Source organism: Bradyrhizobium sp. 4 (assembly GCF_023100905.1).
GTDB lineage: Bacteria > Pseudomonadota > Alphaproteobacteria > Rhizobiales > Xanthobacteraceae > Bradyrhizobium.
This window is the reverse complement of the sequence record NZ_CP064686.1, coordinates 5,850,413-5,865,419: the sequence shown is the minus strand read 5'-3', so window position 1 is coordinate 5,865,419 and position 15,007 is coordinate 5,850,413. Positions and strand designations below refer to the sequence as shown.

Here is a 15,007-nt window from a genome sequence, read left to right as displayed (position 1 = left end):
CCGCGTCGTTCCAGGCGAGCGGCATCGAATGACATTGACGCGGAATAACGGGCAGTGCTTCCTACCATTGCAAGGACGCGCTTTCGTTGGGGGTGACGGTCGTCCAGCGAATGTTCCGACGCGGAGTGGCAATGGATTTCGAGCGCGACATAGCCAAGGTCAGCGGAATCGCTGCGGTCTCGACCATCCTCGACGTGGTCAGCCGGACCACCGGCATGGGGTTTACGGCCGTTGCCCGCGTCACCGAGGACAGGTGGATCACCTGTGCCTCGCGTGACGAACTTGCGTTCGGGCTGAAACCCGGTGACGAGCTCAAGGTCGAAACCACGATCTGCCACGAGATCCGGCAGAGCCGTGAGGCTGTTGTCATCGACAACGTCAGCGAAGATGCCGCGTACTGCACGCATCACACGCCCACGCAATATGGCTTCCAAAGCTACATCTCCGTGCCGATCATCCTTCCCGACGGTTCATTCTTCGGAACTCTTTGCGCGATCGATCCGAAGCCGCGCAAGCTTCGGACCCCGGAAGTCATCGGCATGTTCAAGCTGTTTGCCGAGCTGATCGCGTCTCACCTCGACGCGGCCGAACGCGTCGAACTGATCGAGAACAGGCTCGCGCTGGAACAACGGAATGCCAAGCTGCGCGAGCAGTTCATCGCCGTGCTCGGGCACGACCTCCGAAATCCTCTCGCCTCGATTCAAGGCGGCCTGCGGCTTCTGAACAAGAAGGTCGATGAGGAGGGGCAGAACTGGATCAACCTTCTGCAAGGAAGCGTGGCCCGGATGGCGGGCCTGATCGACAATGTCATGGACTTCGCCCGCACGCGGCTCGGCGCTGGGATGCAGCTCAAGCTGAGAGAGCAGGCACTCGAGCCTGTCATCAAGCAGATCGTCGCGGAGTTCGAGAACGTGCATCCGGATCGGGTCATCGAAACGGTCATCAACGTCTCCGGGACTGTCAGAATCGACGCCGGCCGCATAGGCCAGATGCTGTCCAATCTTCTCGGCAACGCGATTTCCTATGGAGACGCCAACGAGCCGATCAGGGTCCTGGCGCAGGCGACCGGAGCTGGCTTCGACATCAGCGTTGTCAACAAAGGTGCGCCAATTCCGGCGGAAGCGATGCCGCGCCTTTTCACTGCGTTCGACCGCGGCGACGTTCAGCCGAACCAACAAGGGCTTGGACTCGGACTGTACATCGCCCAGGAGATTGCGCGCGCCCATGGCGGGTTGATCGTCGCGTCGTCGATGCGGGATGAAACGGTGTTCACGGTGTCGATCCCGGGAACACAGGCCAGCGGCTGAGGAGGCGCGCCACGCTTCGGTATCCTGCCGTCACCGCGCGTCTCACCAATTCTCCGACAATGCCATCATGCGCCTGTTTTGCCCGACGGTGCAACCGGCCTTGTGCGCCAGGCGTTGGTTCTGACCAGCTGCGGTCAGCTGATTTGAGCACACGCGTAAGCCATTGATTTCACAACCCCCTTCTACTGTGCATGGGGTTGTTTTCGCGCTTTTTGGTTTCGAGACGTGGCTAGCCCGCTCCGAACGCGACCGCGACGTTGTAAGTCAGGAGGCTCGCGGCATAGGCCAGCACCAGCATGTAGAAGAAGGTGACGGCCATCCAGGTCCAGCTTCCGGTCTCGCGCCGGATCACGGCCAGCGTGGATGCGCATTGCGGGGCGAAGATGTACCACGCCAGCATCGACAGCGCGGTCGCGAGCGACCATTTCGTCGCCAGCACCTGGCCGATCTGCTCGGCCGCTTCCTTGCCGCCTTCGATCGCATACACGGTGCCGAGTGCTGCGACCGCGACCTCGCGCGCCGCCATGCCAGGGATCAGCGCGACCGCGATCTGCCAGTTGAAGCCGACGGGGGCGAGCAGCGGCTCGAGCGCCTTGCCGATGATCGCGGCCAGGCTGAAGTCGATCGCCGGTTCGGTGGCGCCCGCGGGCGGCTGCGGGAACGAGGCCAGAAACCAGATCAGCACCATCATCGAGAAGATCGTGGTGCCGGCGCGGTGCAGAAACATCTTGGCCCGCGTATAGACGCCGATCGCGATCGATTTCAGCCGCGGCACCTTGTAGTCCGGCAGCTCCAGCATGAACGGCGCCGGCGCATAGTCGCGCAGCATGAAGAATTTGATGAGGAACGAGACGGCCAGCGCGCTGGCGATGCCGACCGCGTAGAGGCCGAACATCACGAGGCCTTGGAGGTTGATGAAGCCCCAGACGTCCTTGGCCGGAATGAAGGCGGAGATGATCAGCGTGTAGACGGGAATGCGCGCCGAGCAGGTCATCAGCGGCGCGATCAGGATCGTGGTCAGCCGGTCGCGCTTGTTGTCGATCACGCGCGTCGCCATGATTCCGGGGATGGCGCAGGCAAAGCTCGACAGCAGCGGAATGAAGGCGCGGCCGTGCAGGCCGGCGCCGCCCATGATGCGGTCCATGAGGAACGCGGCGCGCGCCATGTAGCCGAAATCTTCCAGCAGCAGGATGAACAGGAAGATGATGATGATCTGCGGCAGGAACACGATGACGCTGCCGACGCCTGAGATCACGCCGTTCTGAAGGAAGCTCTGCAGCAGGCCGGCGGGCAGGGTGGCGTGCACGAACTCGCCGAGGGAGTCGAAGCCCGAGTTGAGCAGCTCCATCAGCGGCTGCGCCCAGGCGAACACCGCCTGGAACATCACGAACAGGATAGCCGCGAGCACGATCAGCCCGCCGACGGGATGCAGCACGATCGCGTCGATGCGCGCCGTCCAGGTGTCGGGCCGGCTGGGAAGGCTGACGCAATCGGCGATGATGCGGTCGGCTTCGCGCTGGGTGGCGCGCAGATCGGCCACGCTGAGCGCCCGCCAATTGTTCTCGCCCGGCTCGGCGGCGAGCTTCGCCGAAATCTCGTCGGTCAGGGACAGCAGGTCGGCCGTGCCGCCCTTGCGCACCGCGATCGAGGTGACCACGGGCACGCCGAGCTCCTTGGCGAGCCGCTCGACGTCGACAGTGATGCCGCGGCGGGTCGCGATGTCGAACATGTTGAGCACAAGGATCGTCGGACGGCCGGTGCGCTTGAGCTCCAGCAGCAGGCGGATGGTCAGGCGCAGATTGGTGGAATCGGCCACGCACAGCACGAGGTCGGGCACGATCTCGCCGGTGGCCTTGCCGAGCACGAAGTCGCGGGTGATCTCCTCGTCCGGGCTGCGACCGCGCAGGGAATAGGTGCCGGGCAGGTCGACCACGGAGACCTGGCGGCCCATGGGCGTGACGAAGAAGCCTTCCTTGCGCTCGACGGTGACGCCGGGATAGTTCGCGACCTTCTGCCGGCTGCCGGTCAGCGCATTGAACAGCGAGGTTTTGCCGCTGTTTGGTGTGCCCACCAGGGCGAGATGAAGTAGGGGCAATTCCATGAAGTTGGGGTCCGGTCGCTTCAGGCGACGATGATGGCCATGGCTTCGCGACGGCGGACCGCGATGGTGATGCTGTCGACCCGCACGGCAATCGGGTCGCGCCCGACCAGCCCCTCGTGCAAGACCTCGACCCGGGCGCCCTCGACGAAGCCGAGCTCGATCAGCCGGCTCTCGAGCTCGATGTCCGAGAGCGCCGAGCCTGCGTCCTTGGGGGAAAGGTGCTGGATGACGCCGGTATAGCCGCGCTGGGCCAGGCCCAGCGGCATCTGCGGACGCGTATCATGGATGTCGGTCATGCCCTGTATTTTCAACGCAGGGCATCGAGGTCAAGCGCGCTCGGTCGCTGAAACTGCACCTTAGAGTGATTTTAAAGTACCAGCTTCGTGACGGAGGCGATTGGCGCCGGGATCGGCGCCAAGATCAGCGTCAAGACGGCTACTGGGCCGGGACCTTTTCCGCCTGGATGGCGGCCATGGCGCGGCTCTTGAAGTAGTCGAGCACGAACAGGCGGATCGCCGAGGACAGATTGCCCTGCTGGCGGTTGCCGTCGATCTCGCCGACCAGCTCGGACAGCGTCATGTTGCGCAGGCCCGAGATCTCCTTCATGCCGTTCCAGAACGCCTCTTCCAGGCTGACGCTGGTCTTGTGGCCGGCGACGACGATCGACCGTTTCACGACGGGCGACTTCATGGCTGCTCCTCGCGATCGATCTGGTGCTGGTCCAGGTGCGCCTTCGCCTGGTCCGCGCGCGTCTCCTCCGCCGACCGCTCCGCCTTCGTGCGGCCGAACTTCGTTCGGTTGGCGTCCGCCTGCTTCGCCGTGGCTTGCCGCTCGGCGCGCTTCCGGAAACGATTCAGGTTGATGACGTTCCCCATGTCGCGTCTCCATCATCCGATCCTCCGTGGGCAGGATGAAACATTCAGAAACTGTGCGCCGCACTGCGCCCAATGAGACTTGATCGCCATTCGCTTGTCCTCGTCAATCGACCCTTGGGCCATCAAACGATGAATTCCGCCCCGTGGGGGCGGAGGGGCTGCGTAACACGCAATCCCGCCGCGACATTGACGGTAATCAAATCCCGTCCTTTAAGCCCTACATTTAATGGAGCTTGGGGCTCCGTATCATTACGGATGGCTATCGGAATTCGGAATTTATCCCGGGCTGGTCATCTTCTCGGGGCGCACCAGGCGGTCGAACTCCTCCGCCGAGACGAAGCCGAGCCGCAGCGCCTCTTCCTTCAGGGTGGTGCCGTTGGCATGCGCCGTCTTGGCCACCTTGGCCGCGTTGTCGTAGCCGATCTTGGGGGCGAGCGCCGTCACCAGCATCAGCGAACGCTGCATCAGCTCCTTGATGCGCTTCTCGTCGGCGCGGATGCCGCTGACGCAATGCTCGGTGAAGGAGCGCGCGGCGTCCGCCATCAGCCGGATCGAGTGCAGCATGTTGTAGGCCAGCACGGGCTTGTAAACGTTGAGCTCGAAATGGCCCTGGCTGCCGGCAACCGTGATCGCGGTGTGATTGCCGAACACCTGGCAGCACACCATGGTCATCGCCTCGCACTGCGTCGGATTGACCTTGCCCGGCATGATCGAGGAGCCCGGCTCGTTCTCCGGCAGCATCAGTTCGCCGAGGCCCGAACGCGGGCCCGATCCGAGCAGGCGAATGTCGTTGGCGATCTTGAACAGGCCTGTCGCGACCGAGTTGATGGCGCCGTGCGCCAGCACATAGGCGTCGTTCGAGGCCAGCGCCTCGAATTTGTTGGCGGCGCTGGTGAAGGGCAGCTTGGTAATCCCGGCAACGTGCTTTGCGAACAGTTTTGCAAAGCGCGGCTTCGAATTGAGGCCGGTGCCGACGGCGGTGCCGCCCTGCGCCAGCGGATAGAGCTCCTTCACCGCGACCTTGAGCCGGGCGATGCCGCTTTCGACCTGTGCGGCATAGCCGGAAAATTCCTGGCCGAGCGTCAGCGGCGTCGCGTCCTGGGTGTGGGTGCGGCCGATCTTGACGATCTTTGCGAACTCCTTCTCCTTCTTGCGCAGCGCGCGCAGCAATTCGCCGAGGGCAGGGACGAGATCGGCGGTGATGCGGCTTGCCGCCGCGATATGCATCGCGGTCGGGAACGAGTCGTTCGACGACTGGCTCATGTTGACGTGATCGTTGGGATGCACCGGCTTCTTGGCACCGAGCTCGCCGCCCAGGAGCTCATTGGCGCGATTGGCGATGACCTCGTTGAGATTCATGTTGCTCTGCGTGCCCGAGCCGGTCTGCCACACCACCAGCGGGAAATGATCGTCCAGCTTGCCCTCGATCACCTCGCGCGCGGCGCGGATGATGGCATTGGCGCGGCGCTGGTCGAGCAGGCCGAGCTCCTGGTTGGATTGCGCCGCGGCGAGCTTGACGATGCCGAGCGCATGCACGAGCGAGATCGGCATGCGATCGATGCCGATGCGAAAATTCTGGCGTGAGCGTTCGGTCTGCGCCCCCCAATAGCGATCGGCGAGGACCTCGATCGGGCCGAAGCTGTCGGTCTCGGTGCGGGTCGCGGGGCGCGAGGAGCCGTCGGTCTTCGCGCGGGAGGTCTTCGAGCTGGAGGTTTTCGCCATGAGCACATCCATTCCGCCGCACGAAATGCCGCGCGGCCTCATCATGTGCCTCTATATAGGGAGTTTGGCCGCCTGCGACGGGCTCCAGCCCAATCTAGATCATTTCTTGCGGAAACGATCCAATCGCACGACTTCGGCGCCGCCCTGGTTCGGAGCCGCCGGCTCCTCAGTTCCTTCTGCAGGTTCAGTGGCGGGGGGCACCGCGACCGCGGACGGGGCGGGAGTGGCCGGCAATGTCTCGGCCGAGACGTCGGCGACATCGGAGGTGTCGAACTGGAGGCCGAATTTCACGGACGGATCGAGGAAGCTCTTGATGGCGCTGAACGGCACGATCAGCCGCTCCGGAATGCCGCCAAAGGACAGGCCGACCTCGAAGCGGTCCTCGAGCACGGTCAGATCCCAGAACTGGTGCTGCAGGATGATCGTCATCTCTTCCGGATATTGGGCCAGCAGCCGCGACGACAATTTCACGCCCTCGGCCTTCGACACGAAGGTGATGAAGAAATGATGCTCGCCGGGCAGTCCCTGGGACGCGGCGTCGGTCAGCACCTTGCGCAACACGCCGCGCAGCGCGTCGCGGGCCAGCACATCGTATCGGATATGATCGGTCGCCATGGTGGTCCTGTTGCATTCCAGGAGCTGGGCCCTGCCGGCCCGACTCGCCAAGCCGCAATAGTACCGCGCCTGACGGGTCAGCAGGAGTCCCCGCGGGGTAGGAAATAAGAGGTAAGTGGAGGCTTCTGTTGCCAGGTGCCTCCGAACCCCGCCTAACGGAGCTTAACCCGTTAGGACTTCAGAATGGTCTTTCAAACTGCGTTACGCAGCCTGAGCAACCGGAGCAAAGTTGTCGTTGGCAACTATTGCATAGCCCGATAACGGCGGAACAATACCGAGAAAAAGAACGCCCTTTACGCCCTCGTCGATCCTATTTCGCCCCCGCCAAAGCCCGCTTCAGGGCCAGCCGCTCGTGGGCTTTGGTGGAGGCGCCGGGTACCGCCCCCGGGTCCGAATGGTTTATTGCGACGACCGTTTATTTCCATAGCCGGCGAACCGGCACTCCCAATATAGGGGGCAAATGTTTCAAATAACAGGTGTTTCGAGCGACCATTCCGAGGTTCCCTTGGGATAGGTTCCCGGCAGGCTTGGCCGCGTGCCGGCCGGCGTTCTAAGCTCCTGACATGTCCGAGGATTCCGCACCGGCTGCCCAAAAACGAGATCGCGAGCTGGACGGTCCCGCCACCAGCGCCGTTCCGCCGGGCTTGCTCGCGCTGTTCCTGGCTTTCGCCCGGATGTCGCTGGCGGGCTTCGGCGGGGTTTTGGTCTTCGCCCGGCAGGCCATCGTCGAGCAGCACCGCTGGATGACGGCGGACGAGTTCAACGAGACGTTTGCGCTCTGCCATTTCCTGCCTGGGCCCAACATCGTCAATCTGTCGATGGTGTTCGGCGCGCGGCTGCGCGGGATCGCCGGCGGCATTGCCGCCTTCGCGGGGCTGTTGCTGCCGCCCACGCTGATCATGACGGTGCTCGCGATCGTCTACGCCCGGTTCGGCGATGTGGAGGTGCTGCGCCGCATTCTCGCGGGCATCTCCTGTGCGGCCGTCGGCCTCTTGGTCGCGGTGGTCTTCCGGATGATGACGCCGCTGCTCAAGCGGCTGGACGCCGTCGCGCTCATCCTGATGCTGGGCGTCTTCCTCGCCATCGGCGTTCTTCGCCTGCCGCTCCAGGCGGTGCTCCTGGTCGCAATCCCCGTCAGTATCGGCGCCACCTCCCTGATGCGGCGGAAGGTAGCAGCATGAACGCGGAGAACCCGATCTGGGCGCTGATCTCGACCTTCGGTCTGATGTCGCTGTTCGCGGTCGGCGGCGCCGCGGCGGCGGTGCCCGAGATGCACCGCATCGCGGTCGACGTGCATCACTGGATGACCGACAAGCAGTTCGCCGACGCCTATGCGATCGCGCAGCTCTCACCAGGTCCTAACGTCCTTATCGTCACGTTGATCGGCTATGCCGTCGCCGGCATCCCCGGTGCCCTGGCGGCGACCTTGGCCATGTGCCTGCCCACCGCGCTGCTTGCCTATTATGTCAGCCGGCTCCTCAATCGCCCGAGCCAATCGCGCTGGCCCGGGATGATCCAGGCTGCACTGGTTCCGCTCTCGATCGGTCTGATGGCGGCGAGCGCCCTGATCCTCGCCGAGTCGACCGATCGCACGCTTGCTGCGCTGCTCCTGACCGCGACGGTTGCAGTGGTCGCATCCGTCTCGCGCATCAATCCACTATGGATTTTGCTGGTCGGGGGCTTGTTGGGTTTTGCTGGCATTGTGTAATGAAAATGGCTAGGCAGGGATCCGGGCGGGGGCATCGATTTCCAGCCGATTAGAACAACATTGCTCGTGGCTTACGGGTCGCGGAGGAGACATGCATGGCCGATACGATGGGCCACTCGGCGACAGCCAACCGAAACACCTCGGTGGTGATCAGCTTTTGTCTGCTGGCCATAGCGCCGCAGATTTTCGAATTCATCTGGTCGTTCGGGACGATCTTTGGCTGGGGCGCCGGACGCGGCCCGGCCGCTGTCGTGATCAGCCACGCTACGGCGCTGCTCGCGGGGGCGCCCGGCGCGTTGCTCGGGGCGGTCGGCGGTGACACTAAGAAGGCGTCATCCGACGTGCTGCTGGCGCTGATCTATTCCTATCCGATCTTTGCGGTGGCTATTCTCACGTTCTTCATGACGATCAGGTCGGCGCAGGATTATGTCGGCGGGATCGTGCTCATGGCGCTCGCCCTATTCGCACTGTGGGCCTCCAGCGATTTGCAGGGGATGCGCGGCTTCTCCTTTGGCGCCGGCACGGCGCCGCGGATGTTTGGCGGACTGCTCGTCGCACTTGGCGCGGGCATTGCGTTGACGGGACTGCTGACCGACGGGCCGAGCATGGCGCACTATGCCTGGCGCGGGCCGCTCTTCGTGATGATCTCGATCGTCCTCTTCGCGCTGGCGATTCGTCCGCTTGGGGTGGTGGTTACGGCATTCTCGAGCTTCCTGATCGCGGCGATGGGCACGCATGAGACGCGCTGGGTCGAAGCGGTCATCGTCGGCGCCTGCCTGACGCTCGGCTGCGCGCTGCTCTTCCCCTACGTGCTCGGACTGCCGATGCCGATGTTCCCGCGCTTCCTGGTTCAGTGAGGGTGTGATGTTCGATCTCTTCCACAATCTGGGCCTCGGTTTCGGTGTGGTGTTTCAGATCTCCTGGTGGTCACCCTGGTGGCTCTACGGTCTGTCGCTGCCGATCTCGATCAACATTCTCATGTGCCTGATTGGCGCATTGGTTGGCACGCTGGTCGGCGTGCTGCCCGGTATCGGCACCGTCGCAACCGTGGCGATGCTCCTGCCCATCACGTTCGGATTGCCGCCGGTCGGCGCGCTGATCATGCTCGCCGGCATCTATTACGGCGCCCAGTACGGCGGCTCCACCACCTCGATCCTGGTCAATATTCCCGGTGAGGCGACGTCGGTCGTCACCGCCATCGACGGCCATCAGATGGCGAAGCAGGGCCGTGCCGGCCCGGCGCTGGCGATCGCGGCGATCGGCTCGTTCTTCGCCGGCTGCGTCGCGACAGTGCTCATCGCCGTGCTCGGCGCGCCTCTGACCAAGCTCGCGCTGGCGTTCGGTCCGGCCGAATATTTCTCGCTGATGGTGCTCGGCCTGATCTTCGCGGTGGTGCTGGCCAAGGGCTCGGTGCTGAAGGCGATCGCTATGATCGTGTTCGGCCTGATGCTGTCGATGGTCGGCTCCGACATCGAGACCGGCGCCTCGCGCATGGCGTTCAACATTCCGGAACTCGCCGATGGTCTCGGCTTTGCGACGGTGGCGATGGGCGTGTTTGGCTTCGCCGAGATCATCCGCAATCTCGATGCCGGCGCCGAGATGAACCGCGACCTGGTGCAGCAGAAGATCACCGGCCTGATGCCGACCAGGAAGGATTTGATCGACTCGGCGCCTGCGATCCTGCGCGGCACCGTGCTCGGCTCGATCCTCGGCATCCTGCCGGGTGGTGGCGCTGTCATCGCGTCCTTTGCGTCCTATACGCTCGAGAAGAAGATCGCCAAGAACCCGTCGCGGTTCGGCCGTGGCGCGATCGAGGGCGTGGCGGCACCGGAAAGCGCCAACAACGCCGCGGCGCAGACCTCCTTCATCCCGCTGCTGACACTCGGCATCCCGCCCAACGCCGTGATGGCGCTGATGGTGGGCGCGATGACCATCCACGGCATCGTGCCGGGTCCGCAGGTGATGCAGAAGCAGCCGGAACTGGTCTGGGGCATGATTGCCTCGATGTGGATCGGCAATCTGATGCTGATCATCATCAACCTGCCGCTGGTCGGAATTTGGGTGCGGCTGTTGCGCGTCCCTTACCGGCTGATGTTCCCCTCGATCGTGATCTTCTGCGCGATCGGCATCTACTCGGTGAACAACGCGCCGGTCGACGTCATCCTCGCAGGCGTGTTCGGTCTGGTCGGCTACTGGCTGATCAAGCACGATTTCGAGCCGGCGCCGCTGTTGCTCGGCATGGTGCTCGGACCGCTGATGGAAGAGAACCTGCGCCGCGCGCTGCTGATCTCGCGCGGCGATTGGAGCGTGTTCCTGACGCGTCCGCTGTCGGCCGTGCTGCTGGCGATCGCGGCCTTCCTCCTGGTGCTCACGGTGCTGCCCGCGTTGCGTGCCAAGCGCGACGAGGTGTTCACAGAATCCGAGAACTGAGGGCGACGCGCCTGCCGGCGCGCCGTGGCTCGAACCCAAGCCGGCAAGTTGGCCAGCAGGATCAATCTGATAGACGAGGGGCGGGACGCTAAGTTCCGCCCGTTGTCGTTTGCACCGGGAACGCTCACTTTTCCGGGTATAATGCCCAGGGATGGCGAATCGCCGCTGTCGCAGCGTGGGGGCGGCCGCTAAATTCGCCGCCTCCCCAAAGGCTCACGCACATGCACCAGTATCAGGACCTGCTCGAGCGGATTCTTTCAGACGGCGCCGAAAAAACCGACCGGACCGGCACCGGCACGCTGTCGGTGTTCGGCCATCAGATGCGCTTCAACCTGTCTGCCGGCTTTCCGATGCTGACCACCAAGCGCCTGCCGCTGAAGGCGATCGTGCATGAGCTGTTATGGTTCCTGAAGGGCGATACCAACATCAAATATCTGCGCGACAACGGCGTCACCATCTGGGACGAGTGGGCCGACGCCAATGGCGATCTTGGCCCCGTCTACGGCCATCAGTGGCGCTCCTGGCCCGCGCCGGACGGACGCAGTATCGATCAGATCGCGAACGTCATCGACATGATCAAGCGCAATCCGGACTCGCGCCGCCTGATCGTCTCGGCCTGGAATCCGGCCGAGGTCGACAAGATGGCGCTGCCGCCGTGCCACTGCCTGTTCCAGTTCTACGTCGCAAACGGCAAGCTGTCGTGCCAGCTCTATCAGCGCTCGGCTGACGTGTTCCTCGGCGTGCCCTTCAACATCGCCTCCTACGCGCTGCTCACCATGATGGTGGCGCAGGTCACGGGCTTGAAGCCCGGCGACTTCGTGCATTCATTCGGTGACACCCATCTCTATTCCAACCATCTGGAGCAGGCGAAGCTCCAGCTCACGCGCGCGCCGCGCGCGCTGCCGGTGATGCGGATCAACCCCGACGTGAAGGACATCTTCTCCTTCCGTTACGAGGACTTTGAGCTCGTCGGCTACGACCCGCATCCGCACATCAAGGCCGCGGTCGCGGTCTGACGCCGATGTCGCTCAATATCCGCCGTGTGCGTCCCGGCGAAGCCGGGCTGGTTCTCGCTTTCATCCGCGAGCTCGCCGAGTACGAAAAGCTTTCGCACGAGGTCGAGGCGACCGAGGCTGACATCGCCGACGCCCTGTTCGGCGAGCGACCGCAACTCCATTGCGCCCTCGCCGAGTGGAACGGCGAGCCGGTCGGCTTCGCGGTGTGGTTTGCGAATTTCTCGACGTTCAGCGGCCGCCACGGCATCTATCTCGAGGATTTGTATGTGCGGCCGTCGCATCGGGGTAGGGGCCTCGGCAAGGCTCTGCTCGTGCACCTTGCCAGGGAATGCGTCGAAAACGGCTGGTCCCGGCTGCAATGGGCGGTGCTCGACTGGAACGCGCCGTCGATCGCCTTCTATAAATCCCTCGGTGCCGTCATGCTGGACGACTGGACGCTGTGCCGCGTCACCGGGCCTGCGTTGACGCGGCTTACCGGGAGCGCGTCCTGATGGAGATCGTCTTCGTCGTCGCGATCGCGGAGAACGGCGTCATCGGCGCCGGCAACGCCATGCCGTGGCGAATGAAATCCGACATGGCGCGCTTCAAGGCGCTCACGATCGGCAAGCCCGTGATCATGGGCCGCAGGACCTTCGAATCCCTGCCCCGGCCGCTTCCCGGCCGCACCAACATCGTCGTCACGCGCGATGCGGATTATCGCGCCGCCGGCGCCATCGTGACGACCTCGACTGATGAGGCAGACGCCATCGCGCGCGGCGATGCCCTGCGGCGTTCGGTCACCGAGATCGCCGTGATTGGCGGCGCCGAAATCTTCCGGCAATGGCTCGATCGCGCCGATCGCCTCGAAATCACGGAAGTGCATGCCCGCCCCGAGGGCGACACGCATTTCGGCATCGACAGGGCCGAGTGGGATGAGGTGGAGCGCATCCGTCATCCTGCCGGACCCCACGACAGCGCCGACTACTCCTATGTGACATATCGTCGGCGGGCGGGCCATTAACCGCATTTGCCAATGTTAACATTGACTTTTCTGCCCCCAAGCTTAGCTCGGAGGGCGGCGATGGCTGCGTTGTAAGGGACCTGCCTGTCCCCTATAAAGCCGGACCGGACAAAGCGGGCGGGGGCAATTTCACCCTGCCGAGGAGAGCGTCGAATGCCGTGGAAGAATCAGGGCGGTGGCCCATGGGGCTCGGGTCCGAAGGGACCATGGGGCAACGGCCCGCAACCGGTCGGGCCAAGGCCGCCGGATCTGGAAGACCTTCTGCGGCGCGGCCAGGATCGGCTCCAGCAGATCATGCCGGGTGGCTATTTCTCCGGCATCGGCATCACGCTGATCGTGCTGCTCATCGTCGCGTTCTGGCTGTTGTCGGGCTTCTTCCGGGTGCAGTCCGAAGAGCTCGGCGTCGTGCTGCGCTTCGGCAAGCATGTCCGCTCCGTAGAGCCCGGCCTGAACTACCATCTGCCCTATCCGATCGAGACCGTGCTGCTGCCAAAGGCCTTGCGCGTTTCCACCATCTCGATCGGCATGACGCTGATCGACGATCCGGCGCGGCGCGGCCGCTCCATTCGTGACGTGCCGGAAGAGAGCCTGATGTTGACCGGCGACGAGAACATCGTCGACGTCGACTTCACCGTGCTCTGGCGCATCAAGCCCAACGGCGTCGGCGATTTCCTCTTCAACATCCAGAATCCCGAAGGCACCGTGAAGGCGGTCGCCGAGAGCGCGATGCGCGAGGTGATCGGCCGCTCGCAGATCCAACCGATCCTGACCGGCGCGCGCAACGTCACCGAACAGGGCGTGCAGGAACTGATCCAGAAGACCCTGGACAGCTACGGCGCCGGCATTCAGATCAGCCAGGTGCAGATGCAGAAGGTCGACCCGCCGGCGCAGGTGATCGACGCCTTCCGCGACGTCCAGGCGGCGCGCGCCAATCTCGAGCAGCTGCAGAACGAGGCGCAGACCTATGCCAACCAGGTCGTGCCGCAGGCACGCGGACGCGCGGCGCAGATCATGCAGGCCGCCGAAGGCTACAGGGAGCAGACGGTCGCCGAGGCCAAGGGCCAGAGCTCGCGCTTCCTGAAGGTTTACGAGGAATACAAGAAGGCGCCCGACGTGACACGTGAACGGATTTATCTGGAGACGATGGAGCGCGTGCTCGGCGGCTCGGAAAAGCTCATCTATGACGGCGGCCAGTCGGGCCAGGGCGTCGTGCCTTATCTGCCGCTCAGCGAACTGACGACCAAGCGGCCACCTGCAACCGGCCAGCAGACGACCGGAGGCAACCGATGAGATCTCCGGTCACAGGTATCGTCACGCTGCTCGGCCTCCTGCTCGTCGTGATCGTGGGCTACATGTCCCTGTTCACGGTGGCGCAGACCGAGCAGACCATCGTGCTGCAGTTCGGCAAGCCCGTCGACGTCGTCACCGCTCCCGGCCTGCACTTCAAGGCGCCGTGGAATTCGGTGATCAACATCGACAAGCGCATCCTCGATCTGGAGAACCCGTCGCAGGAAGCGATCGCGTCCGACCAAAAGCGGCTCGTGGTCGACGCCTTCGCGCGTTACCGCATCAAGGACGCGCTTCGCTTCTATCAGAGCATCGGCTCGATCCAGGCCGCCAACATCCAGCTCACCACGCTCTTGAACGCGGCGCTACGCCGCGTGCTCGGCGAGGTCACCTTCATCAACGTGGTCCGCGACGACCGCGAGAAGCTGATGCAGCGCATCCGCGATCAGCTCGACCACGAGGCCGACGGCTACGGCATCCAGGTCGTCGACGTCCGGATCCGCCGCGCCGATTTGCCGGAGCAGAACAGCCAGGCGGTCTATCAGCGCATGAAGACGGAACGCGAGCGCGAAGCCGCCGAGTTCCGCGCGCAGGGCGGCCAGAAAGCACAGGAGATCCGCTCCAAGGCCGACCGCGAGGCGACCGTGATCGAGGCGGATGCAAGGTCGCTGGCCGAGCAGACGCGCGGCGTCGGCGATGCCGAGCGCAACCGTCTGTTCGCCGAAGCCTACGGCCAGGACGCGGATTTCTTCGCCTTCTACCGCTCGATGGCGGCCTATGAAACCGGGCTGCGCGCGAACGACACCCGCTTCCTACTGCGCCCGGACTCGGATTTCTTCCGGTTCTTTGGTAACCCGTCCGGCAAGACGGCGACCACGACGCCAGCGAAGCCGTAAGTGAGACAAGGGCGGCAGGTCTGGCCGCCCTTCGTTCAGACAAGAACAGC

The 15,007-nt window shown here is 64.1% G+C and carries 16 protein-coding genes and 1 other RNA gene; 10 read left to right on the top strand and 7 right to left on the bottom strand.

What is annotated here, in order from left to right; all coding sequences use genetic code 11:
• Nucleotides 1–131 precede the first annotated feature (131 nt).
• Nucleotides 132–1,307, top strand: a complete 1,176-nt coding sequence (locus IVB45_RS28005) for a GAF domain-containing sensor histidine kinase (protein WP_247288072.1) — start codon at nt 132–134, stop codon at nt 1,305–1,307.
• 229 nt (nt 1,308–1,536) lie between these two features.
• Here IVB45_RS28005 and IVB45_RS28000 read toward each other — a convergent pair whose 3' ends face one another.
• The 7 genes from IVB45_RS28000 to ssrA all read right to left on the bottom strand — a co-directional run bounded on the left by IVB45_RS28000 (nt 1,537) and on the right by ssrA (nt 7,099).
• Nucleotides 1,537–3,408, bottom strand: coding sequence for a ferrous iron transporter B (locus IVB45_RS28000; RefSeq protein WP_247358788.1), 1,872 nt, complete (start codon nt 3,406–3,408; stop codon nt 1,537–1,539).
• A gap of 20 nt (nt 3,409–3,428) precedes the next feature.
• Complete coding sequence (locus IVB45_RS27995; protein ID WP_007600961.1) at nt 3,429–3,704, bottom strand: FeoA family protein; 276 nt, start codon at nt 3,702–3,704, stop codon at nt 3,429–3,431.
• 139 nt (nt 3,705–3,843) lie between these two features.
• Nucleotides 3,844–4,098 (bottom strand): ribbon-helix-helix domain-containing protein, encoded by a 255-nt coding sequence (locus IVB45_RS27990; protein WP_007600962.1) that lies wholly within the window; start codon nt 4,096–4,098, stop codon nt 3,844–3,846.
• Complete coding sequence (locus IVB45_RS27985) at nt 4,095–4,283, bottom strand: DUF4169 family protein (protein WP_027570789.1); 189 nt, start codon at nt 4,281–4,283, stop codon at nt 4,095–4,097. Before IVB45_RS27985 ends, IVB45_RS27990 begins: the two co-directional genes overlap by 4 nt.
• Nucleotides 4,284–4,559: 276 nt before the next feature.
• Nucleotides 4,560–6,005 carry a class II fumarate hydratase gene (gene fumC, locus IVB45_RS27980; RefSeq protein WP_247358791.1) on the bottom strand — a complete coding sequence of 482 codons (1,446 nt, stop codon included), beginning with the start codon at nt 6,003–6,005 and terminating at the stop codon, nt 4,560–4,562.
• 99 nt (nt 6,006–6,104) lie between these two features.
• Nucleotides 6,105–6,620: a ClpXP protease specificity-enhancing factor SspB gene (locus IVB45_RS27975; RefSeq protein ID WP_247358793.1), complete on the bottom strand. Its 516-nt coding sequence runs from the start codon at nt 6,618–6,620 to the stop codon at nt 6,105–6,107.
• Nucleotides 6,621–6,734: 114 nt separating this feature from the next.
• Nucleotides 6,735–7,099: a transfer-messenger RNA gene (gene ssrA, locus IVB45_RS27970) on the bottom strand.
• An 84-nt stretch (nt 7,100–7,183) separates the two neighbouring features.
• Here ssrA and IVB45_RS27965 point away from each other — a divergent pair.
• From IVB45_RS27965 to IVB45_RS27925, 9 genes are all read left to right on the top strand, one after another.
• Entirely contained in the window at nt 7,184–7,801 is a 618-nt protein-coding gene (locus IVB45_RS27965; protein WP_247358795.1) for a chromate transporter, read from the top strand.
• Nucleotides 7,798–8,328: a chromate transporter gene (locus IVB45_RS27960; protein ID WP_247358796.1), complete on the top strand. Its 531-nt coding sequence runs from the start codon at nt 7,798–7,800 to the stop codon at nt 8,326–8,328. The genes IVB45_RS27965 and IVB45_RS27960 overlap by 4 nt, the downstream gene beginning before the upstream one ends.
• Nucleotides 8,329–8,423: 95 nt before the next feature.
• A complete protein-coding gene (locus IVB45_RS27955) occupies nt 8,424–9,185 on the top strand; it encodes a tripartite tricarboxylate transporter TctB family protein (RefSeq protein ID WP_247358798.1) in 762 nt (253 codons plus the stop codon).
• A 7-nt stretch (nt 9,186–9,192) separates the two neighbouring features.
• The gene (locus tag IVB45_RS27950) at nt 9,193–10,758 is read left to right on the top strand and encodes a tripartite tricarboxylate transporter permease (protein ID WP_007600973.1); all 1,566 of its coding nucleotides are present in this window, start codon (nt 9,193–9,195) and stop codon (nt 10,756–10,758) included.
• Between the two features lie 221 nt (nt 10,759–10,979).
• Nucleotides 10,980–11,774: a thymidylate synthase gene (locus tag IVB45_RS27945; protein ID WP_007613362.1), complete on the top strand. Its 795-nt coding sequence runs from the start codon at nt 10,980–10,982 to the stop codon at nt 11,772–11,774.
• Between the two features lie 5 nt (nt 11,775–11,779).
• Nucleotides 11,780–12,265, top strand: a complete 486-nt coding sequence (locus IVB45_RS27940) for a GNAT family N-acetyltransferase (protein WP_247358800.1) — start codon at nt 11,780–11,782, stop codon at nt 12,263–12,265.
• Nucleotides 12,265–12,774: a dihydrofolate reductase gene (locus tag IVB45_RS27935; RefSeq protein ID WP_247358802.1), complete on the top strand. Its 510-nt coding sequence runs from the start codon at nt 12,265–12,267 to the stop codon at nt 12,772–12,774. The genes IVB45_RS27940 and IVB45_RS27935 overlap by 1 nt, the downstream gene beginning before the upstream one ends.
• A 153-nt stretch (nt 12,775–12,927) precedes the next feature.
• A complete protein-coding gene (gene hflK, locus IVB45_RS27930) occupies nt 12,928–14,064 on the top strand; it encodes an FtsH protease activity modulator HflK (protein ID WP_247358804.1) in 1,137 nt (378 codons plus the stop codon).
• Nucleotides 14,061–14,957, top strand: a complete 897-nt coding sequence (locus tag IVB45_RS27925; protein WP_018454336.1) for a protease modulator HflC — start codon at nt 14,061–14,063, stop codon at nt 14,955–14,957. Before hflK ends, IVB45_RS27925 begins: the two co-directional genes overlap by 4 nt.
• The last annotated feature ends 50 nt before the right edge of the window (nt 14,958–15,007 follow it).